17 protein-coding genes are annotated in these 21379 nt (G+C 70.0%); 12 read left to right on the plus strand and 5 right to left on the minus strand.

Annotation, left to right across the window (positions count from 1 at the left end; translation table 11 throughout):
• Positions 1 to 7 precede the first annotated feature (7 nt).
• A complete protein-coding gene (locus ACFVJX_RS02705; RefSeq protein WP_384134572.1) occupies positions 8 to 1978 on the plus strand; it encodes an ATP-dependent DNA helicase in 1971 nt (656 codons plus the stop codon).
• Positions 1979 to 2062: 84 nt separating this feature from the next.
• Here ACFVJX_RS02705 and lexA read toward each other — a convergent pair whose 3' ends face one another.
• Positions 2063 to 2857 (minus strand): transcriptional repressor LexA, encoded by a 795-nt coding sequence (gene lexA, locus ACFVJX_RS02710; RefSeq protein ID WP_123462787.1) that lies wholly within the window; start codon positions 2855 to 2857, stop codon positions 2063 to 2065.
• 521 nt (positions 2858 to 3378) lie between these two features.
• On the opposite strand from lexA, the gene nrdR reads away from it, so the two are divergent.
• Both nrdR and ACFVJX_RS02720 read left to right on the plus strand, forming a co-directional pair.
• Positions 3379 to 3891, plus strand: coding sequence for a transcriptional regulator NrdR (gene nrdR / locus ACFVJX_RS02715; protein ID WP_384134576.1), 513 nt, complete (start codon positions 3379 to 3381; stop codon positions 3889 to 3891).
• A 160-nt stretch (positions 3892 to 4051) separates the two neighbouring features.
• The gene (locus tag ACFVJX_RS02720) at positions 4052 to 6955 is read left to right on the plus strand and encodes a vitamin B12-dependent ribonucleotide reductase (protein WP_384134579.1); all 2904 of its coding nucleotides are present in this window, start codon (positions 4052 to 4054) and stop codon (positions 6953 to 6955) included.
• A 96-nt stretch (positions 6956 to 7051) separates the two neighbouring features.
• Here the strand turns inward: ACFVJX_RS02720 and ACFVJX_RS02725 are convergent, their stop codons facing one another.
• Entirely contained in the window at positions 7052 to 7588 is a 537-nt protein-coding gene (locus tag ACFVJX_RS02725; protein ID WP_384134583.1) for a TerD family protein, read from the minus strand.
• A gap of 240 nt (positions 7589 to 7828) precedes the next feature.
• Between ACFVJX_RS02725 and ACFVJX_RS02730 the strand changes: the two genes are divergently transcribed.
• From ACFVJX_RS02730 to ACFVJX_RS02745, 4 genes are all read left to right on the plus strand, one after another.
• A complete protein-coding gene (locus ACFVJX_RS02730) occupies positions 7829 to 8434 on the plus strand; it encodes a YdbC family protein (RefSeq protein WP_384134585.1) in 606 nt (201 codons plus the stop codon).
• A 92-nt stretch (positions 8435 to 8526) separates the two neighbouring features.
• Positions 8527 to 9186, plus strand: coding sequence for a histidine phosphatase family protein (locus ACFVJX_RS02735; RefSeq protein WP_384134588.1), 660 nt, complete (start codon positions 8527 to 8529; stop codon positions 9184 to 9186).
• Between the two features lie 10 nt (positions 9187 to 9196).
• The gene (locus ACFVJX_RS02740; protein ID WP_384134591.1) at positions 9197 to 10093 is read left to right on the plus strand and encodes an ADP-ribosylglycohydrolase family protein; all 897 of its coding nucleotides are present in this window, start codon (positions 9197 to 9199) and stop codon (positions 10091 to 10093) included.
• 487 nt (positions 10094 to 10580) lie between these two features.
• Entirely contained in the window at positions 10581 to 12098 is a 1518-nt protein-coding gene (locus ACFVJX_RS02745) for a DUF4153 domain-containing protein (protein WP_384134632.1), read from the plus strand.
• Between the two features lie 154 nt (positions 12099 to 12252).
• Here the strand turns inward: ACFVJX_RS02745 and ACFVJX_RS02750 are convergent, their stop codons facing one another.
• On the minus strand, positions 12253 to 13806 hold the full coding sequence (locus tag ACFVJX_RS02750) for an MFS transporter (protein ID WP_384134594.1): 1554 nt from the start codon (positions 13804 to 13806) through the stop codon (positions 12253 to 12255).
• Positions 13807 to 14058: 252 nt separating this feature from the next.
• Here ACFVJX_RS02750 and ACFVJX_RS02755 point away from each other — a divergent pair, with 252 nt between their 5' ends.
• From ACFVJX_RS02755 to ACFVJX_RS02765, 3 genes are all read left to right on the plus strand, one after another.
• Positions 14059 to 14685 carry a TetR/AcrR family transcriptional regulator gene (locus tag ACFVJX_RS02755; protein WP_384134598.1) on the plus strand — a complete coding sequence of 209 codons (627 nt, stop codon included), beginning with the start codon at positions 14059 to 14061 and terminating at the stop codon, positions 14683 to 14685.
• 220 nt (positions 14686 to 14905) lie between these two features.
• The gene (locus tag ACFVJX_RS02760) at positions 14906 to 15616 is read left to right on the plus strand and encodes a ribonuclease HII (protein ID WP_384134601.1); all 711 of its coding nucleotides are present in this window, start codon (positions 14906 to 14908) and stop codon (positions 15614 to 15616) included.
• Positions 15617 to 15676: 60 nt separating this feature from the next.
• Positions 15677 to 16297 carry a hypothetical protein gene (locus ACFVJX_RS02765; protein WP_384134604.1) on the plus strand — a complete coding sequence of 207 codons (621 nt, stop codon included), beginning with the start codon at positions 15677 to 15679 and terminating at the stop codon, positions 16295 to 16297.
• Between the two features lie 129 nt (positions 16298 to 16426).
• Here the strand turns inward: ACFVJX_RS02765 and ACFVJX_RS02770 are convergent, their stop codons facing one another.
• Complete coding sequence (locus ACFVJX_RS02770) at positions 16427 to 17056, minus strand: hypothetical protein (RefSeq protein ID WP_384134607.1); 630 nt, start codon at positions 17054 to 17056, stop codon at positions 16427 to 16429.
• 496 nt (positions 17057 to 17552) lie between these two features.
• On the opposite strand from ACFVJX_RS02770, the gene ACFVJX_RS02775 reads away from it, so the two are divergent.
• Positions 17553 to 19712: a RecQ family ATP-dependent DNA helicase gene (locus ACFVJX_RS02775; RefSeq protein ID WP_384134610.1), complete on the plus strand. Its 2160-nt coding sequence runs from the start codon at positions 17553 to 17555 to the stop codon at positions 19710 to 19712.
• Between the two features lie 221 nt (positions 19713 to 19933).
• Here ACFVJX_RS02775 and ACFVJX_RS02780 read toward each other — a convergent pair whose 3' ends face one another.
• Positions 19934 to 20596 (minus strand): TetR/AcrR family transcriptional regulator, encoded by a 663-nt coding sequence (locus ACFVJX_RS02780; RefSeq protein ID WP_384134612.1) that lies wholly within the window; start codon positions 20594 to 20596, stop codon positions 19934 to 19936.
• A 62-nt stretch (positions 20597 to 20658) separates the two neighbouring features.
• Here ACFVJX_RS02780 and ACFVJX_RS02785 point away from each other — a divergent pair, with 62 nt between their 5' ends.
• Positions 20659 to 21282 (plus strand): class I SAM-dependent methyltransferase, encoded by a 624-nt coding sequence (locus tag ACFVJX_RS02785; RefSeq protein WP_384134615.1) that lies wholly within the window; start codon positions 20659 to 20661, stop codon positions 21280 to 21282.
• Positions 21283 to 21379: the final 97 nt, after the last annotated feature.

A 21379-nucleotide genomic window follows, 5' to 3' on the forward strand; every position in this document is an offset into this window, starting at 1 on the left:
TCGGGCTATGACGAAGCCATCCCTCCCCGAGCTCCTGCACGCCGCCGTGACCGCCGTCGGCGGTACGGAGCGGCCCGGTCAGGCCGCCATGGCCGACGCGGTCGCCGACGCCGTGGACGACCATTCCCACCTGCTGGTCCAGGCCGGTACCGGCACGGGCAAATCGCTCGGCTACCTGGTGCCCGCACTGGCTCACGGCGAGCGTGTCGTGGTGGCCACGGCGACCCTGGCCCTGCAGCGCCAGCTCGTGGAGCGGGACCTTCCGCGCACGGTCGACGCCCTGCATCCGCTGCTGCGCCGGCGTCCCCAGTTCGCCATGCTCAAGGGCCGGTCCAACTACCTCTGCCTGCACCGCCTGCACGAAGGGGTGCCGCAGGAGGAGGAAGAGGGGCTCTTCGACCAGTTCGAGGCCGCGGCCCCGTCGAGCAAGCTCGGCCAGGACCTCCTGCGGATGCGGGACTGGTCGGACGAGACGGAGACCGGCGATCGCGACGACCTCACGCCGGGCGTGTCCGACCGGGCGTGGGCGCAGATCTCGGTCTCCTCGCGCGAATGCCTGGGCGCCGGCAAATGCGCGTACGGGGCTGAGTGCTTCGCAGAACAGGCCCGGGAGCGGGCGAAGCTCGCCGATGTGGTGGTCACCAACCACGCGCTCCTGGCCATCGACGCCATCGAGGGCGCCCCGGTGCTCCCGCAGCACGAGGTGCTGATCGTCGACGAGGCCCATGAGCTGGTCTCCAGGGTCACCGGCGTGGCCACCGGGGAGCTCACCCCGGGCCAGGTCAGCCGTGCGGTGCGCCGCGCGGCGAAGCTGGTCAACGAGAAGGCCGCCGATGCGCTGCAGAGCGCGTCGGAGGGTTTCGAACGAGTGATGGAGCTGGCACTGCCCGGCCGCCTGGAGGAGGTCCCGGAGGACCTGGGCTACGCGCTGATGGCGTTGCGGGACGCCGCGCGTACGGTGATCTCCGCCATGGGATCCACCCGGGACAAGTCCGTCCAGGACGAGGACGCCGTCCGCAAGCAGGCACTGGCCTCGGTGGAGACGATCCACGGCGTCGCCGAACGCATCACGCAGGGGTCCGAGTACGACGTCGTCTGGTACGAACGCCATGACCGCTTCGGGGCCTCGGTGCGGGTCGCCCCGCTCTCCGTCTCGGGGCTGCTGCGCGAGAAGCTCTTCGCCGACCGGTCCGTCGTCCTCACCTCGGCCACGCTGAAGCTCGGCGGGGACTTCAACGGCGTGGGTGCGTCACTCGGGCTCGCCCCCGAAGGCACCGCCGGGGACGACATCCCGCAGTGGAAGGGGCTCGACGTCGGCTCGCCCTTCGACTACCCGAAGCAGGGAATCCTGTATGTCGCCCGGCATCTGGCGACCCCCGGCCGGGAGGGCTCCCGCACCGACATGCTGGACGAGCTCGCCGAGCTGGTGGAGGCCGCAGGCGGTCGTACGCTCGGGCTTTTCTCCTCCATGCGGGCCGCTCAGGCGGCCGCCGAGGAGCTACGGAGCCGACTGGAGCGCCCGATCCTGCTCCAGGGCGAGGAGACCCTGGGGGAGCTGATCAAGAACTTCGCGGCCTCTCCCGAGACCTGTCTCTTCGGCACACTCTCACTCTGGCAGGGCGTGGATGTTCCGGGTGCCAGCTGCCAGCTGGTGGTCATGGACCGCATCCCCTTCCCCCGTCCCGACGACCCGCTGATGAGCGCACGGCAGAAGGCGGTCGAGGAGGCGGGGGGCAACGGCTTCATGGCCGTCGCGGCCACGCACGCCGCGCTGCTGATGGCACAGGGCGCCGGCCGCCTCGTCCGGGCCATGGGTGACAAGGGCGTCGTCGCGGTGCTCGACCCGCGTCTCGCCAACGCACGGTACGGGAGCTATCTGCGCGCCTCGCTCCCCGACTTCTGGTACACGACAGACGGCAATCAGGCGCGTCGCTCGCTCGCGGCGATCGACGCCGCCGCGAAAGCAGCGGAGGAGTAGTCCCGGACGGGCCCCGTTCGCACGAACGGGGCCCCGGGGCCGGTGCAAGCCGGTCCCGGGGCCCCGCCGAAGCAGCAGAGGCGGTCACACCCGCCGCAGCACCGCCACGACCTTGCCGAGGATCGTCGCCTCGTCGCCGGGGATCGGCTGGTACGCGGAGTTGTGGGGGAGCAGCCACACATGGCCGTCCTCCCGCTTGAAGCGCTTGACCGTGGCCTCGCCCTCCAGCATCGCGGCCACGATGTCGCCGTTCTCCGCCACGGGCTGGCGCCGTACGGTGACCCAGTCGCCGTCGCAGATCGCCGCTTCGATCATCGAGTCGCCGACGACCTTCAGCACGAAGAGCTCTCCGTCACCGACCAGTTGGCGGGGGAGCGGAAAGACGTCCTCGACGGATTCCTCGGCGAGGATCGGACCACCGGCAGCGATCCGGCCGACCAGTGGCACATACGACGCCGCGGGCTTTCCCGTGGTGTCGGTGGGCTGTGTGCTGGGCTGGTCCGAACCGCGCACCTCGTACGCCCGGGGGCGGTGAGGGTCTCGGCGCAGGAAGCCCTTGCGCTCCAGGGCCATGAGCTGGTGCGCGACGGAGGACGTACTGGACAGACCCACCGCCTGACCGATCTCCCGCATCGACGGCGGGTATCCCCGCCGCTGCACGGAATCCCGGATGACCTCGATCACTCGCCGCTGCCGGTCCGTGAGCCCCGAGCTGTCCGCCCGGATTCCAGGAGGTCGTCCGGGCAGCGAGCGCGCTGGGCGCGCGGGCTCCGGCCCCTCCGTGTTCGTGACTGAGTCATTCATGGCATGCACCGGCTCGAGTCGGCTCTGGGAGCGGTCCTGGGCAGTGATGATGGCACTGTCTGCGGTGGTGGTCACGTCGGCCCCTCTCGAATGGTCTCCCTAGCTGCACAACGGTAGTAGCTTTCGAAAGGTTGCGCCAAACACACGTTCGAGTGAAAAACAAATAAAAGCCCGCTGGGGGTTCACTGCTGGGTGTATGAGCGGAGCCGGGAGGTGGGCTGTCCGCTGTTGGGTCGAACGGCAATTCGGATCATTACGCTAGCGTCCGCGGCTGCGACGACGCCGCCCGGGGTCGCGGTCCGGCCTCTCCCGCGCTCCGCGGGCCGCCGCCCCGCGATCGGTGCGGCAGCATGCTTCCCGTACCCTCTTGCTCGGTCGTACGCTGCCTTCCGGCCGCCCGGGCCGCGCGACACGCGGTAGGGCCAAATGCGCGGCCAAACCCAAGATCTAGTGGTTGGATTGTTCCAGCCGCCCAGAAGTTGTGGTCCCCGTCTGTCGGGGGTGCGGTCATCGCCTATGCTTGAGACTGCTTTCGAAGGCCCCTCGCGGGGCCCGGTGAGGCCATTCAGTCGTGCTGTGAAGGAGGGTTGGGAGCCATGCACTGCCCCTTCTGCAGGCACCCCGACAGCCGGGTCGTCGACAGTCGCACCACCGACGACGGGACCTCGATCCGCCGACGCCGTCAGTGCCCCGACTGTTCCCGCCGTTTCACGACGGTGGAGACCTGCTCGCTCATGGTGGTGAAGCGCAGCGGCGTGACCGAGCCCTTCAGCCGCACCAAGGTCATTTCCGGCGTGCGCAAGGCGTGCCAGGGGCGGCCGGTCACCGAGGACGCCCTCGCCAAGCTCGGCCAGCGGGTCGAGGAGGCGGTGCGCGCCACCGGCAGCGCCGAGCTGACGACGCACGACGTCGGGCTGGCCATCCTCGGCCCCCTGCAGGAACTCGACCTGGTCGCCTACCTGCGGTTCGCGTCCGTGTACCGGGCGTTCAACAGCCTCGAAGACTTCGAGGCCGCGATCGTGGAACTCCGCGAACAGCGGCCTCTCGCGGAAGGAAGCGGGACCGGCGAGACCCTCGAGGTCCCCGTTCCCGTCGTCGCCGCCGACTGAGCGGCACCGTCCGCTCGCCACGGGTCCGCGGACCCGTGGCCGGGCGGCACCACAGACCTGCTCCGGATGCCCTGCGCGGCGTCCGAAGTACCAGACACAGACTGTGCTCGGGGAAGTTCTCGGCACTTCAGGGCGTTTTTGCCCATATATGGGAGGCGGCATGACAGAGACGGCGAGCGGCCCGGCACGAGGTTCCCGAGGTAAGGGAACCAAGTCGACTGCGACCAAGCAGGGCCTGCGTATCGAGCGCATCCACACCACCCCCGGCGTGCATCCGTACGACGAGGTGTCGTGGGAGCGCCGTGACGTCGTCATGACCAATTGGCGCGACGGCTCGATCAACTTCGAGCAGCGTGGCGTCGAGTTCCCCGACTTCTGGTCGGTGAACGCGGTCAACATCGTCACCAGCAAGTACTTCCGCGGTGCCGTGGGCACCCCGCAGCGGGAGACCGGTCTCCGACAGCTCATCGACCGGATCGTGAAGACCTACCGGAAGGCCGGCGAGGACTTCAACTACTTCACCTCTCCTGCGGACGCGGAGATCTTCGAGCACGAGCTGGCGTACGCCCTCCTGCACCAGATCTTCAGCTTCAACTCGCCGGTCTGGTTCAACGTGGGCACGCCCCAGCCGCAGCAGGTCTCCGCCTGCTTCATCCTGGCCGTCGACGACTCCATGGAGTCGATCCTCGACTGGTACAAGGAAGAGGGGATGATCTTCAAGGGCGGCTCGGGCGCCGGCCTGAACCTCTCCCGTATCCGCTCCTCCAAGGAGCTCCTCTCCTCCGGCGGCAACGCCTCCGGCCCGGTCTCCTTCATGCGTGGCGCCGACGCGTCCGCCGGAACGATCAAGTCCGGTGGCGCCACCCGCCGTGCGGCCAAGATGGTCATCCTCGACGTCGACCACCCCGACATCGAGAACTTCATCGAGACCAAGGTGAAGGAGGAGGAGAAGATCCGCGCCCTGCGCGACGCGGGCTTCGACATGGACCTGGGCGGCGACGACATCACGTCCGTCCAGTACCAGAACGCGAACAACTCGGTCCGGGTGAACGACGAGTTCATGAAAGCCGTCGAGTCCGGCGGGAAGTTCGGGCTCCGCGCCCGGATGACCGGTGACGTCATCGAAGAGGTCGAGGCCAAGTCCCTCTTCCGCAAGATGGCCGAGGCCGCCTGGGCCTGTGCCGACCCGGGCATCCAGTACGACGACACGATCAACCAGTGGCACACCTGCCCCGAGTCCGGCCGGATCAACGGCTCGAACCCGTGCAGCGAGTACATGCACCTGGACAACACCTCGTGCAACCTGGCCTCGCTGAACCTGATGAAGTTCCTCAAGGACGACGGCAAGGGCAACCAGTCCTTCGAGTCCGAGCGCTTCGCCAAGGTCGTCGAGCTGGTCATCACGGCGATGGACATCTCCATCTGCTTCGCCGACTTCCCGACCGAGAAGATCGGTGAGAACACCCGCGCGTTCCGCCAGCTCGGCATCGGCTACGCCAACCTCGGCGCTCTGCTGATGGCGACCGGCCACGCGTACGACAGCGACGGCGGCCGCGCGCTCGCCGGAGCCATCACCTCGCTGATGACCGGCACCTCGTACCGCCGCTCCGCCGAGCTGGCCGCGGTCGTCGGCCCGTACGACGGCTACGCCCGCAACGCCACGCCGCACCAGCGCGTCATGAAGCAGCACGCCGACGCCAACGCGGTGGCCGTGCACGCGGACGACCTGGACAACCCGATCTGGGCCGCCGCCACGGAGGCCTGGCAGGACGTCATCCGCCTCGGCGCGAAGAACGGGTTCCGCAACGCGCAGGCCTCGGTCATCGCCCCCACCGGCACCATCGGTCTCGCGATGTCCTGCGACACCACCGGCCTCGAGCCCGACCTCGCCCTGGTCAAGTTCAAGAAGCTGGTCGGCGGCGGCTCGATGCAGATCGTCAACGGCACCGTCCCGCAGGCCCTGCGTCGCATGGGCTACCAGGAGGAGCAGATCGAGGCGATCGTCGATCACATCGCCGAGAACGGCAACGTGATTGACGCCCCCGGCCTGAAGAGCGAGCACTACGAGGTCTTCGACTGCGCGATGGGCGAGCGTTCCATCTCCGCGATGGGCCACGTGCGCATGATGGCGGCCATCCAGCCGTGGATCTCCGGCGCGCTCTCCAAGACGGTGAACCTGCCGGAGACGGCCACCGTCGAGGACGTCGAGGAGGTCTACTTCGAGGCGTGGAAGCTGGGCGTCAAGGCGCTCGCGATCTACCGCGACAACTGCAAGGTCGGCCAGCCCCTCTCCACCAAGAAGTGGGAGGAGAAGAAGGACGAGGTCACGGCCAAGGCCGAGGACACCATCCGTACCGCGGTCGAGAAGGTCGTCGAGTACCGTCCGGTCCGCAAGCGCCTGCCCAAGGGCCGTCCCGGCATCACCACCTCCTTCACGGTGGGCGGCGCCGAGGGTTACATGACCGCCAACTCCTACCCGGACGACGGTCTCGGCGAGGTCTTCCTCAAGATGTCCAAGCAGGGCTCGACCCTCGCGGGCATGATGGACGCCTTCTCCATCGCAGTCTCGGTCGGTCTGCAGTACGGCGTCCCGCTGGAGACGTACGTCTCGAAGTTCACCAACATGCGCTTCGAGCCGGCCGGTATGACGGATGACCCGGACGTGCGGATGGCGCAGTCGATCGTCGACTACATCTTCCGTCGTCTGGCGCTGGACTTCCTGCCCTTCGAGACCCGCTCGGCCCTCGGCATTCACTCCGCCGAGGAGCGTCAGCGCCACCTCGACACCGGCTCCTACGAGCCGTCGTTCGAGGAGGAGCAGCTGGCCGCCGAGAGTCTGACCCCGGCAGCTCCCGTGCGTACGGAGCCGCTGAAGGCGGTGGCACCCGTGAAGGAGGCCGGTACCCCGGCCCCGAAGACGGCGCACACCTCGGCGGAGCTCGTCGAGATGCAGCTGGGCATCAGCGCGGACGCCCCGCTCTGCTTCTCCTGCGGCACGAAGATGCAGCGCGCCGGCTCCTGCTACATCTGCGAGGGCTGCGGCTCGACCAGCGGCTGCAGCTGATCCCGGCGGCCTGAAGCACAACGGCTGAGCGGCCGGCGGCCGCGGGGCGGGAAGGTCTCATCGGAGACCTTCCCGCCCCGTCCCGTATCCGGAGCGTCACGCTCCGGGCGGGCGGGCTCCCATCGTCGCGGCGAACGCGTCGGCGTCCCCGTCGAAGCCCCGCACCGTGTCGTGGAACCGCCAGACGCCCGTGGAATCCCGGACGAACTCGGCGACGACCGCCGCGGTCGCGGTCGGGACCGTCGAGAAGTCGTCCTCGGAAAGGCTGTTGTAGCCCTCGAGTATCTGCACCTCGGTGTTCTCCACCTCGGCGAAGGTCTTGCGGCCGTCGCGCTGCTGAATGGCCACACCGACGACCACCCTGGTGTACGACTCCGAGAGCCGGTCCAGTTCCAGCGTCATCACCTCGTCGAAGCCCAGGCCCTGACCCGTCCGGCTGTCACGGTTCAGCGTGATCGTGCCGTCGGGTGCGCGGCTGTCGAAGTGCACGAGGTACGCGGGGCTGCCGTACGGCTCCTCCGCCGCATAGGTCGCCGCGATGATGTCGAGGTCGTTGGGGGGCTCGCCCTGAGAACTGGGGTCCCACTTGAGTCTGACCTCGACCTTGTCGATGTCCTTGTTGGGCGTGCTCATCGAACCTGCCTCCTTCGAGCGCGGGGCCGTCGCTCCGGTTCTGTCACCCGATCATGTCCGTAACCGCCCGTGGAACCAACCGCCTTGGGTGCGGACGGCTGAATCGGGCCACTGGCCGCGCGGCGCCCCGGTGACGTACGGGGTGGTTGTTCTCCATGCGGTCGGGGCAGGGACGGTTGTGCGCCACCCACTCCTGCGGAGCGTGACCCGCGCCACGTCCGGCACCCGTACGATGGGGCCGTGCTGGTCAAGTGGATTCGCTGCAGTGTGGTGGACCGTCGAGGTTTCGAGCGTGGGCAGCGGAAATGGGCGGGGCTGCTGGGTGAGCCGGGGTTCAGGGGCCAGGGCGGCGGCTGGAGCCGTGGCCGGCCGGAGGTGGCGCATGTCTTCGCGTTCTGGGAGAACCGGGTCTTCTACGACTCGTTCATGGCGCGCGGGCACGATGCCCTGGCCGCCGCGCAGTCCGGTACGTGCAACGACATACAGGTCAAGCTGTTCGAGTACCGCTTCGACGTGAAGACCGGTTTCGAACCTGCGTTCACCGACGCGGACGTCCTCAGGGTGGCCCACAGCCGGGTGCACGAGGACCGGGTGGAGCATTTCGCGCTCATGCAGCAGAGGGTGTGGAATCCGGCGATGGCCGGATCGCCCGGGATGCTGCGAGGGGTGTTCGGAGAGGCGCCCGGCCATGAGTTCCTGGTCCTTTCCATGTGGCAGTCGAGCGCCGAACGGGGCAAGTACCGGGCGGGGAGCGTCGAGCGGCTCTCGCAGCGGGCGCAGACCGAGGACGATGTCGCGGCCCTCGCCGGTGACGTCGTGCAACTCGAACCGTCCTGGACGGTGTGAGAGCGCGGCCCGGCGGCGATTCGACCGCGACATGCGAGGGTCGAGATCCGGACAACTGCTCGAACGGCGGCGACTCGATCTAGGGTCGGTACATGGCACGACCGCAACGCATTGTCCTCGTCCGCCACGGCGAGTCCGAGGGCAATGCCGACGACACGGTGTACGAGCGCGAGCCCGACCATGCGCTGAGGCTCACCGCGACAGGGCTGCGGCAGGCCCGCGAGACGGGCGTGCGGCTGCGTGAGCTCTTCGGCGGCGAGCGGGTCAGCGTGTACGTATCGCCCTATCGCCGTACGCACGAGACCTTCAGGTCCTTCGGCCTGGACCACGAGACCGTGCGGGTCCGGGAGGAACCGCGGCTGCGCGAGCAGGACTGGGGGAACTGGCAGGACCGCGACGACGTCCGGCTGCAGAAGGCCTACCGGGATGCCTACGGGCACTTCTTCTACCGCTTCGCGCAGGGCGAGTCCGGAGCGGATGTGTACGACCGGGTGGGAGCGTTCCTGGAGAGCCTGTACCGGAGTTTCGAGGCCCCGGACCACCCGCCCAACGTCCTGCTGGTCACGCACGGTCTGACCATGCGGCTGTTCTGCATGCGATGGTTCCACTGGTCCGTCGCCGAATTCGAATCTCTTTCGAATCCTGACAACGGGGAGTCCCGCACGCTGGTGCTGGGCACGGACGGGCGCTACACCCTTGACCGGCCGTTCGAGCGCTGGCGTACCCCTGAGCCGTACGGCATCACCGGATAGAGTGGAAGCGATGACCGAATCGGCTTCCGACCAGCGCTTCGACCGCGCCCTTGCCAGCCTGCGCGGCCTCTCCGTGGGAGACGCCCTGGGCTCCCAGTTCTTCGTGCCCGCCAACTATCCGCTCCTGAAGGACCGCTCCCTGCCCCCGGGACCCTGGCAGTGGACCGACGACACCGAGATGGCCTGTTCCGTACTGTCCGTGCTCCGGGAGCACGACCGGATCGACCAGGACGCACTCGCCCGCTCCTTCGCGGAGCACCACGACTTCGACCGGGGGTACGGCCCTGCCGTGAACCGGCTGCTCAGGCTGGTCCGGGAGGGCGGCGACTGGCGGGAGCTGGCCTCCGCGCTGTTCAATGGCCAGGGGTCGTGGGGAAACGGCTCCTCCATGCGCATCGCGCCGCTCGGAGCCTGGTACGCGGACGACCCCGAGCAGGCCACGCACCAGGCCGAGATCTCCTCGTACACGACCCATCAGCACCGGGAAGCCGTTGTGGGCGCGATGGCCGTGGCCGCGGCCGCCTCGCTCGCGGCCTCGCCCACCGGCCCGCCGAAGCCGGCGGACCTCCTGGACGGCGTCATCGCGCTCGTACCGCGCAGCGCGGTCGGTGCCGGACTCCGCCGGGCCCGCGACATGCTCGACTACCGCGACGCCGGCACGGTCGCCGCCGTCCTCGGCAACGGCCGTCGGACCAGCGCACACGACACCGTCCCGTTCGCCCTCTGGTCGGCGGCCCGCAGCCTCGGCGACTTCGAGGAGGCCTTCTGGGTGACCGCACAGGCGGGCGGGGACGTCGACACGACCTGTGCGATCGTCGGCGGGGTGGTCGCCGCAGGTGGGGCGGGTGCGCCCCCGGCGGAGTGGACGGCGCAGACGGAGCAGCTTCCCGGCTGGACGGCACGGTAGAAGCGGCGCGCCGTACCCGTCTGTCACGGTACTGCCACAGCGCCTGCCTGTTCGGCCGGCGGTGATAACGGGGGGTTACTCTTTCGGCCACGCCGCCCGCGGTGATCATTACGACGGGCGCGCACCGAATGAGACGCCGGGGGGCGCGCGCTGCCCAGGGCCGCGCGGCGGACCTCGGTGGGGAGGGGTCCCGTTGTCCGATCACAGTCCAGAACCACCCCGGCCCGAGGGGGCCACGGAACCACCGCCGCCCGAGCCTGCGCAGGCCGCGGCCCCACGGTCGGAGCCCGCGCCGGCCGGAGTGCGGATATCCAAGCCCGCGCGGTCCGACGCGCCGCGGACGGCCGTCGCGGGCGAGGGCGAACCCGCCGCGGCCGGGCGCGATCACGTGCCGGAGCCTCCTGCGGTGCCGGCCTACGCGCAGCGGGCCCACGCCCAGCAGCAGCCCTCCCCGTGGGGGCACCACACAGGCCCGCAACCGCCCTCCGTGCTCACACGGCTCCGGCCCGCCGATCCGGTGGCGGTGCCCACCGGGACACTCTGGTCGGTCGTGGCCACCGCACTGCTCAGCGTCCTGCTGCTCGGTGACGGGATCGGCTCGAACCTGCTCGTCGTGGCGGTTCCCGCGGCGCTCGCGGCCTACTTCTCCGCACGGGCGGCCGGTCGACGGCTGCGCCCGTGGACCGCCGTCTGGGCCGTCGGCGGACTCGCGCTCCTCGTCGTCCCGGCTCTACGGGACGCGGGCTGGCCGGTCTTCCTCGCCGTTGTGTCCGCCGTGGCTCTGAGCTCCCTCGCGCTGCACGGCAGCCGCAGCTGGCTCGGCATCTTCCTCGGCTCGGTGGGGATCTTCGCGTCCGTCGCCGGATCGCTGGGCTGGGCGGCCCGTGGCGTACGTGACCGGATGGCCGGTTCCCGCGGGCGCTGGGGCGTCGCATTCCGGTCCACGGCCGCGGCGGTGGTGCTGCTCATCGTCTTCGGAGCGCTCTTCGCGAGCGCCGATGCCGCTTTCGCCGACGTGCTCGGCAGCCTGATCCCGGACGTTTCCGTGGGGGAGGGCCCCTGGCGGATGCTCCTCGGCGCGCTCGGGCTCGTCGGTGCGCTCGCCGCCGCGTACACCGCGGTCGCTCCGGTGCGCTGGGACGAGGTGACCGTGCGGCCGGGCAAGGCGCGCGGGCGGCTGGAATGGGCACTGCCACTGATCGTCCTGAACCTGCTCTTCGCCGTCTTCCTCGCCATCCAGCTCACGGTGCTGCTCGGCGGATACGACAAGGTGATGGCCGAGACCGATCTCAGCTACGCCCAGTACGCCCGCGAGGGTTTCTGGCAGCTGCTGTGGGCCACCCTGCTCACGCTGCTGGTCATCGCGGTCGCGCTGCGCTGGGCACCGCGCGGCGGAACACGCGACCGTACCCTCGTACGGTCCGTGCTCGGCACGCTGTGTCTGCTCACGCTCGTCGTCGTGGCTTCAGCGCTGCGGCGCATGGATCTGTACGTGGATGCGTACGGTCTGACCCGGCTGCGCATTTCCGTTGCGGCGGTGGAGCTGTGGCTGGGCGTGGTCCTCCTGTTGATCCTGGCGGCCGGGGTGTTCGGCGCGAAGATGCTTCCGCGCGCCGTCGCGGCGAGCGCGGCCGTCGGCGTCCTCGCTTTCGGGCTGGTCTCCCCGGACGGCCTGATCGCCGAGCAGAACGTCCAGCGGTACCGCAACGATCATTCGATCGATCTCCAGTACCTGCGCGGCCTCTCCGCCGATGCGGTGCCGGCTCTGGACACGCTGCCGGAACCGCTGCGCTCCTGCGCCCTCTACGAGATCCAGCTGACGCTGAGGGACTCGGACGCGCCTTGGTACGCGACGAGTTGGGGTGAGGCCCGGGCCCGGGACATCCTCGGTGACCGGGATCCCGATTCCCGGGCGCGGAACTGCCAGGGGGTGGGGTCGGGACGCGAGGGCGGCGAGCGCGGCGGCGCCGGGAGCGATGTGTACGACCCGTACGACCCGTACTGACGCTGATTCCGGTCCGCAGCGATCCGTACGTTCCGGTGGGTGAGGCCTGTCCCGGGCCCTCGGTACCTCTGGGTACCTGGGTACCGGGCAGGACGGGCCTCAGCCACCGGGCGTTACCTCTCGTCCGTACGGATGCTGCCGCGGGGCGGTGGCCTCACACGGCCGGTCCTCCCGCCGACGCCCTTCCGCTGAGCGCGTCCAGATCGCTCTTGCGTACCCGGATGACCAGTGCCGCGGTCAGCAGGGCGAGGGCGGCCATGGCGACCGCCGCGATGAACGCGGTGGAGATGCCCTGGGCGAGAACCTCGTGCCCCCAGCTTCCCGGCAGCTCCCGGGTCCGGGCGAACTCCGCCTTCTGTCCGGGCGACGCCTGGGCCAGGAACTGCGGAACCTGTTTCTCCGCCTCGTTGCGGCTTGCCGTGCCGAAGACCGTGACCAGGATCGAGAGCCCCAGCGAACCGCCCACCTGCTGGCTCGCGTTGAGCAGGCTGGATGCCGCCCCCGCCTCGTGCAGGGCGACGCCCGAGACCGCGGTGAGGGTGAGCGTCACGAAGTTCAGCCCCATGCCGATGCCGAACAGCAGCATCGGGCCCAGGACTCCCGGCAGATAGGAGCTGTCGGAGGATATGAGGGTGAGCCAGCCGAGACCCACACCGGTGAGCGCCGATCCGGTGACCATGAAGGGTTTCGGTCCGAGCACCGGAAGGAACCGCTGCGAGACGCCCGCGCCGACGGCGATCGCGACGGCCACCGGCAGGAATGCCAGGCCGGATTCGATCGGGCTGTAGGCCAGTACGTTCTGCACGAACAGCACGATGAAGAAGAACATGCCGAGCATGGCCGCGGCCAGGCTGAGCATGATCACGTACGTTCCGGAGCGGTTGCGGTCGGCGAACATCCGCAGTGGGGTGATCGGCTCCCTGGCGCGCATCTCGACGAGGACGAACGCGGCGAGCAGTACGACTGCGGCGCCGAACGAACTCAGCGTGAGGGAGTCGCTCCACCCTTCCTCGGACGCCCTGATGAACCCGTACACGAGCGAGGCCATGCCGAGGGTCGAAGTCAGTGCCCCGGATATGTCGAAGCGGCCAGGATGCTTCTCCGACTCATTGATGAAGATCGGGGCCAGTACGGCGATCAGCACGCCGATCGGCACGTTGACGAAGAAGACCCATCGCCAGTCCAGCCATTCGGTGAGCATTCCGCCCGCCAGCAGGCCGATCGCACCGCCGCCCGCGGAGACGGCCGCGAAGACTCCGAAGGCGCGATTGCGCTCGGGTCCTTCCGGGAACGTGGTGGTGATCAGGGCGAGCGAGGTCGGTGAGGCGATCGCGCCGCCGATGCCCTGCAGTGCACGGGCCGCGAGCAACTGCCAGGGCTCCTGGGCGAATCCACCGAGCAGCGAGGCCAGCGTGAAGATCAGGATTCCGGCCATGAATACCCGGCGGCGGCCGAGGATGTCCCCGGCACGGCCGCCGAGCAGCAGCAGCCCGCCGAACGTGAGGGTGTAGGCGCTGAGGACCCAGGAGAGATCGGTGGTCGAGAAACTCAGAGCGTTCTGGATGTGCGGGAGCGCGATATTGACGATCGTGGCATCGAGCACAACCATCAACTGACAGGCGGCGATGACGGTCAGGGCAATGCCCGGGCGGCCTTGCCGGCGAGCCTGGCCCGGCGCGCTCCGCGCTTCTAACTGAGAGGTTGTCACTATGGGTCCCCCACAAGTGAATTAGTGAACGGATCCGTTCACTGTGCCGTCAACGGTAGTGAATCCCCTTCAGTGAACGCAAGCGTTCACTGAATCCACTGTTGTGCGGCCGTGGGTCCGGATCCGCCGTCCGGCCGGGAACTGCTCGCTCCCGACCGGTCCCCCCGCGCCCTGTTCCGCTGCGCCTGTCCGGGCCCGAGCACCGGCAGGGCCGGTGCGGGCGTGCCGAATCCGTTCGATGGAGAGAAGCTCATGGTTACTTCGCGATCGGCAGCCGCCGCCCGGCCGCCGGTGGAGTCCCTTCGCCGCCGCGGCCCCGTCCTGGAGCGTGCGATCCTCGATGCCGCGCTGGAGGGGCTGAGCACGGTCGGCTGGAACGGGCTCACGATGGAGGGGGTCGCGGCCGGTGCCCAGACCGGGAAGGCGGCGGTCTACCGGCGATGGTCGTCCAAGGAGGATCTGGTCGCGGACGCGCTGCGCAGCGCCCTGCCGTCGATCGGTGATGCGCCAAACTCCGGCAATATCCGTGACGATCTCTACCAGCTGTGCCGCACCCTGCGTGACGCCATGCTCTCCAAGTCCGGTTCCGCGCTGCGGTCGGTCCTTCACGAATGTGATGCGAGCACCGCCGAACGGTTCCAGTCGGTGATCCTCAGCGGGGTGATCGGCCCGTCTACGGATCTCATCCGGGAGGTGGTGAGCCGCGGGGTGGAACGGGGCGAGGTCCGCCCCGAAGCGCTGCGCGGGCTGTCCTTCGACGTGATCCCCGCGATGATGATGTATCGCAGCAAGGTGTGCGGCAGCGAATGGAGTGACGGCGACATCTCCGAGCTGATCGATCAGGTCGCGATGCCGTTCTACCGCTCCGGCGCCTGCTGACCCTTTGGACCGGCCGCTGTCCGCTGTCCGTTCGACCCGGCCGCTGTCCACTGACCGTTCGGACCGGCCGTTGTCCACTGACTGTTCGGGCCGGCCGCTGCCGGAAGCCCTCCCGGCAGCGGCGCCGTGATCCGTTCCGCCGTACGACGCCGGCCGGCGGTGGTCCACGTGCGCCCCGGGGTGTTGTCGGCGGCCGCATCGGCGTACGCTTGCTGGCGCCATGCCGTATGAACCACCCACGCACACCGTCGAGCGCTCACTGCGCGCCACCACCGGTGCCAGGACCGTCGCCGGTGTCGACGAGGTCGGGCGCGGAGCGTGGGCGGGACCGGTCACCGTGTGTGCCGCCGTCACCGGTCTCCGGAAGCCGCCCGCCGGGCTCACCGACTCGAAGCTGATCAGCCCCAAGCGCCGCGCGGAACTCGCGCCGCTGCTGGAGCGCTGGGTCACCGCGTACGGTCTCGGCGACGCCTCGCCGCAGGAGATCGACGAACTCGGGATGACCGCCGCTCTGCGGCTCGCCGCCGTCCGCGCCCTGGAGGCGCTGCCGGTGCGGCCCGACGTGGTGATCCTGGACGGCAAGCACGACTACCTGGGCAGCCCCTGGCAGGTCCGTACGGTGATCAAGGGCGACCAGTCCTGCGTCGCGGTCGCGGCGGCGTCGGTGATCGCGAAGGTCCGCCGGGACGCCCTGATGGCCGAACTCGGCGCCGAATCCGGCGAGTACGAGGACTTCGCGTTCGCCGCGAACGCCGGCTATCCGTCCCCCGTGCACAGGGCCGCACTCGAGGAGCGTGGGCCCACGGCCCATCACCGCCTCTCGTGGTCCTATCTCGACGCGCTGCCCAGGTGGCAGCACCTCAAGAAGGTCCGCTTCTCCGCCGAGGCGGCCGCACTGGAAAGCGGGGGCCAGCTCGGCTTCGACTTCTGATCGCACATACGTACCCACCCGCTGATGTCTTCTGCGTCGGCGTTTGATAGACAATCACCCATGCCTCTCATCCCCGAGGAGCCTCAGATTCACGAGAGCGCCCAGGGTCCCCGCGTCACTCCGGCCACCGGCCGCACCGCGTCGACCCCTCGTCCCGTACCCGGCCCGCGTACAGCGGCCACGCCGCGCCCCGGTCGCCCGGGTCCCGGCCCCGCGAGGCCAGCGCCCCCGGCGCAGCGCTCGCACTCCACCTCCGGCCGGCCCCAGGCCGCACCGCCGGAGAATCGTTCCGCGCCGCAGCTCCAGCTGATCCCGGCCCCGGCCGACTGCGCGCTCGCTGCCGCCGACGAGGCGGTGGACCTGCTGCTCGACTCCGGTCGGGCGCCCGGCGACATCCTGGTGCTCACCACGGGTGAGCAGCACCCGTGGGCGACGCACGAGCTGTCCTTCGGCGAGGCCGCCTACTGGGCCCAACACGACGCCGGCGACGATGTGTTCTTCGCCGGAGCCGCTGCCGCGGACCGGGTGAAGCACCGGCCGGTGGTGATCATCGCGGTCAACGGCGCCGTGGACGACGCCGCTGCGCGCGCACTGTCCACCGCGCAGCGCAGCGCCGGCGCCCTGCTGATCGTCTGCGGTGATCCGCAGCAGGTCAACGCGGTGCTCGGCGCCGGCGTCTGACCGCAGCGTCAGCGCCGGTCCGTGCCGACCGGCTGCCCGGCTGCCCGGCTGCCCGCGAGGGTGGCCGGGCCCGCTTCGGCGGGACACCGGATCCGGCCGGGCCCGCGTCCGCTTCGGCGGGATTCGGGGTCAGCGGGCAGCGCTGCGGTGCAGGGCCTGTGCCGCCCCGCCCCCGGTACGCGACGGGGCCGGATCGTGATCCAGTGCGGTCTCGGCGAGGGGAGCCGGCTGCGACGTGGAGCTGGGGCGACGGCCGCTCCGTCCCTCACCCAGCACCTGCCAGCCACCGCGGGTCAGCGTGATGTACGCGCCGCACCGCAGCCCGTGCAGGGTGCAGGCGTCCCGCAGCCCCCACATCCACGCCCCGTCCTCCTCCGTCCAACGCTCGTCCCCCTCGCGGCAGTAGAGCAGCACCGCGGTGCGTACGGGGGTGCGCCGTCGCAGATCATGCGGGATGACCCGGCGCAGATGCGCCAGCAGTGAGTTACGGAATTCCCAGCCGTCCGCCGTCACCGAGCGACGGGCGAACGAGGCGCTGGCCGTCAGGCGTTCCTCGTGATCGAGCACGGCGACGACAGCGGTCGCCGGTGTCGGCCGGTGCCTGGCGTGCAGGCCGCTGACGACCTCGCGCGGGTTGCGCAGCAGCGGTATGCCCGCCGCGGCCCACTCGGCCGGTTCCAGCATCCGGGCAAGGCGGTTGGCGGAGTCGGCGGCTGCCGACATCGAAGTGGCTGCGGACGGAGCGAATCCGAAGGTCACGGTCCTCCCTTCGCATACGCGCCCACGATGCGGGCAGGGTCGGGTGAGGGCGCGCCTCGGCACAGCCCTTCCGGGCCGCGAAAGGACCGTGCGGGGAGCGAGTCCAATTCTTCCTGGCGTATCGGCGGGCGGCAACGAGCAATTGGCACAGCTGACGGTAATCAGCTGGAATGACACGGATATCCCTGCCCAGTCGAGCCCCGGATGACGCCACCTGTCACGCCTGAACAGCGAGGACCAGCGGAAACACCGCGTCCGCCCCGACCCGCCTCAGCAGCCGAGCCGCCACGGCCGGCGTCCAGCCGGTGTCCGAGAGATCGTCCACGAGCGGCACGGGGCCACGCGAACGGGCCGGGAACAGCACGGGCCGCGCGAACGGGCCGGGCAGCAGCACCTCGGCGTTCTCGGTACCCGCGTGGCGGACCTACTCGTCGTGAGCCCTCGGACACGGTGCGTGGATTCGCTGATTGTCAGTGCCATCGGGTTGCATGGGGGCATGGACACCCTGGAGCTGCGCACTGAAGCCGACGCCGTCCTCGCCGAGCTGGTCGGGGCCCCCGCGGGGTCGGCACGGCTGCGGGAGGACCAGTGGCAGGCCGTGGCGGCCCTCGTCGAGGAGCGTCGTCGCGCGCTGGTGGTGCAGCGGACCGGGTGGGGGAAGTCGGCAGTCTATTTCGTGGCCACTGCTCTGCTGCGGCGGCGTGGTGCCGGTCCCACGGTGATCATTTCGCCGCTGTTGGCGTTGATGCGCAACCAGGTCGAGGCCGCGGCGCGGGCGGGCATTCAGGCGCGCACGATCAACTCGGCGAATCCGGAAGAGTGGGAGACGATCTACGGGGAGGTGGAGCGCGGTGAGACCGACGTTCTCCTCGTGAGCCCGGAGCGTCTCAACTCCGTGGACTTTCGTGATCAGGTGCTGCCGAAGCTCGCGGCGACGACCGGACTCCTGGTGGTCGATGAGGCGCACTGCATCTCCGACTGGGGCCATGATTTCCGTCCTGACTACCGGCGGCTGCGCACCATGCTGGCGGAGCTCCCGGCGGGGGTTCCCGTGCTCGCCACGACGGCCACCGCCAATGCCCGCGTGACCGCGGATGTGGCGGAGCAGTTGGGCACCGGTGGCAAGGATGCCTTGGTCTTGCGGGGGCCGCTGGACCGGGAAAGCCTTCGGCTGGGGGTGCTGGAGCTGCCGAATGCCGCACACCGGCTCGCGTGGCTGGGGGAGCGGCTTGGAGGTCTGCAGGGTTCCGGGATCATTTACACGCTGACGGTCGCGGCGGCTGAGGAGGTCGCGGCGTTCCTGCGGCAGCGTGGATATCCGGTGGCCTCGTATACAGGCAAGACGGAGAACGCCGACCGGTTGCAGGCGGAGGAGGATCTGCTGGCGAACCGGGTCAAGGCCCTGGTGGCCACGTCTGCACTTGGAATGGGCTTCGACAAGCCGGACCTCGGCTTCGTCGTCCATCTGGGTTCGCCCTCGTCCCCGATTGCTTATTACCAGCAGGTGGGGCGTGCGGGGCGTGGCGTGGATCATGCGGATGTCCTGCTGCTGCCGGGGCGGGAGGACGAGGCGATCTGGGCCTACTTCGCTTCGGTGGGTTTCCCGCCCGAGGAGCAGGTGCGGCGCACCCTGGATGTCCTGGAGAGCGCGGGGCGTCCGTTGTCGCTTCCGGCGCTGGAGCCTTTGGTCGATCTCCGGCGTTCGCGTCTGGAGACGATGCTGAAGGTCCTGGACGTGGACGGGGTGGTCAAGCGGGTGAAGGGCGGCTGGACTGCCACAGGGCAGCCGTGGGCGTACGACGCGGAGCGGTACGCCTGGGTGGCGAAGCAGCGGGCCGCGGAGCAGCAGGCCATGCGGGACTACGTGGCGACCACCAGCTGTCGGATGGAATTCCTGCAGCGGCAGCTCGATGACGAGAAAGCGGTCCCGTGCGGTCGCTGCGACAACTGCGCAGGCCCCTGGCTCGATCCGGCCGTCTCGTCCGCGGCTCTCGCGGCGGCGACGGGCGAGCTGGACCGGCCAGGCGTCGAGGTCGAGCCCCGCAAGATGTGGCCGACCGGCCTCGCCTCGGTCGGCATGGACCTCAAGGGCCGCATCGCGGCGGGTCAGTTGGCGACGACTGGGCGGGCGCTGGGGAGGCTGTCGGACATCGGCTGGGGCAACCGGCTGCGCCCACTCCTGTCGGCGCAGGCAACAGACGAGCCTGTCCCGGACGACGTGCTGAACGCTGTTGTGACGGTGCTGGCGGACTGGGCCCGTTCCCCGGGCGGCTGGGCCAGTGGCACTCCTGACGCGGTGACCCGGCCCGTCGGCGTCGTTGCCATGCCGTCCCGCACACGTCCTCAGCTGGTCGGCTCGCTGGCCGAGGGAGTGGCCAGGGTCGGCCGGCTCCCGCTCCTGGGCAGCCTGGCCTACACCCCGCACGCCGACGAGCACACCGCACACCGCAGCAATTCGGCCCAGCGGCTGCGTGCCCTGGCGGACTCCTTCACCGTGCCCGCCGAACTGGCCGCGGCTCTGGCCGCCACTCCTGGCCCGGTCCTGCTCGTCGACGACTACACCGATTCGGGCTGGACCCTCGCGGTGGGCGCACGCCTCCTGCGCCAAGCCGGCGCCGACCAAGTGCTCCCGCTCGTCCTCGCGCTCGCCGGATAGCCCTTGAGAGCTGCCCAGTCGGATCGGTGATGACCCGCGTTGTCGCCATGCGGCTGGTGGCCCGGCTTGCCCGCATCCAACTCCCGTAGCCGGGCCTGGGCCACGTCCAAGTCCTCATCGGCCTCGAAGCAGTCCTCATCGACCTTGAAGCAGATGTGGAGCGGCTGGGCGACGATTCGGTCGGCCGGCTCGGAACTCGGTGGTCGTCGGTCCGTTGGGGCCTACTCGCGGTCGGTGCAGAGGTGAGCGGTCAGAGCCTCGCGGGCCCATTCCTCCCAGGCGTCGGGAGACCAGCCGCGGTCGCGGACAAAGATCAGGTACAGCTCCGGGCTGAGCAGCCCGTACAGCAGGTCGGCGGCGCGGGCGGCGTCGATGCCGGGGCGGGCATCGGGCTTGGCGACCAGAGCCTTCGCCGCGGCGTGCTGGACGGTGTAGCGCGGGTCGGGGCCGGGCAGCCACTGGGTGGCGATCTCCGGGTCGGTGGCCGCGGCTGCCGCGATCAGCGGCATGATCGGGGCGACCCGGCCCAGGATCTCGCGCACGCCCTGTACGTGGGCGAGGAGTTGGCCGGCCGCGGTCGGCTCGGTGCACGCCGCGCGGAACCAGTCGCGTTCCATGGTGGCGACCGGCTCGGCGTCGCCGGCGATGGACGTGTCGACGACGTCCTTGAACAGTGCACGCTTGGTGCCGAAGACGAAGTAGATGGTCTGGACGGCCACGCCCGCGCGGTCCGCGACCTCCTGAAGGCTCGTCGCCCCGTACCCCTGCGCCACGAACAACTCCCGCGCCGCCGCGACGATCTTCTCGCGGGTGCGCCGCGAGCGCTCGGCCCGCTTGTCGGGGCGCTTGCCGGGCTGCTTGCCGGATCCCTTGACCACGTCCATGCCGCGAGCCTATATCTAGAGTCCAACACTAGAGTTCGACTCTAGGTTCTTGGAGGCTGGCGATGCGCGAAACCCGGACGGCGGCGGAGCTCGACCAAGAGGCGGCCGTGCGCCGCTCGTTGGAGGACTACTACATGGACGGCGAACCGCCGTGGGACAGCGGCGTCACGCCGCCCGAGCTGGAGAACCTGGTGGAGGGAGAGGACGCCCTGGCGCCCGGACGCGTCCTCGAACTCGACTGCGGCACCGGGACCAACGCGGTGTACCTGGCCCGGCACGGCTGGCGAGTGGCAGCCGTCGACCTCGTCGCCCGCGCGGCCAAGCAGGCACGGGAGAAGGCCGATGCGGCGGGGGTGGACGTCGCGGTGCTGTGCGGGGACGCCACCCGGCTCGACGAGTTGGGCCTGCCCGGACCGTACGACCTGTTCTTCGACCTGAGCTGCTACTGCGGCATTCCGCCGCATCGACGCGACGCTTACGCCGCAGGCCTCACGACGCGTGCCGCCCCAGACGCACGGCTGCTGATGTTCGGGTACGGACCCGAGGCCTTCGGCGACCCGATCTCCGGCGTCACCGCGGACGAACTCCGCACCAGGTTCACCGGATGGCAGCTGACCGACGTGACGCCCGGCACGAACCCGGTCCCGACCTTCTGGTTCACGCTGCACCGCACCGCCGCGGCATGAGGGCCGTCAGAACACCGATCTGGACACCCTCCTCGGCGTCCTGTGCGGCTCCCGCGGTACACGACCGCCGCTTTTCGATCCGTCCGACTACCGCGAG

The organism is Streptomyces sp. NPDC127177 (assembly GCF_042672475.1).
Classification (GTDB): Bacteria; Actinomycetota; Actinomycetes; order Streptomycetales; family Streptomycetaceae; genus Streptomyces.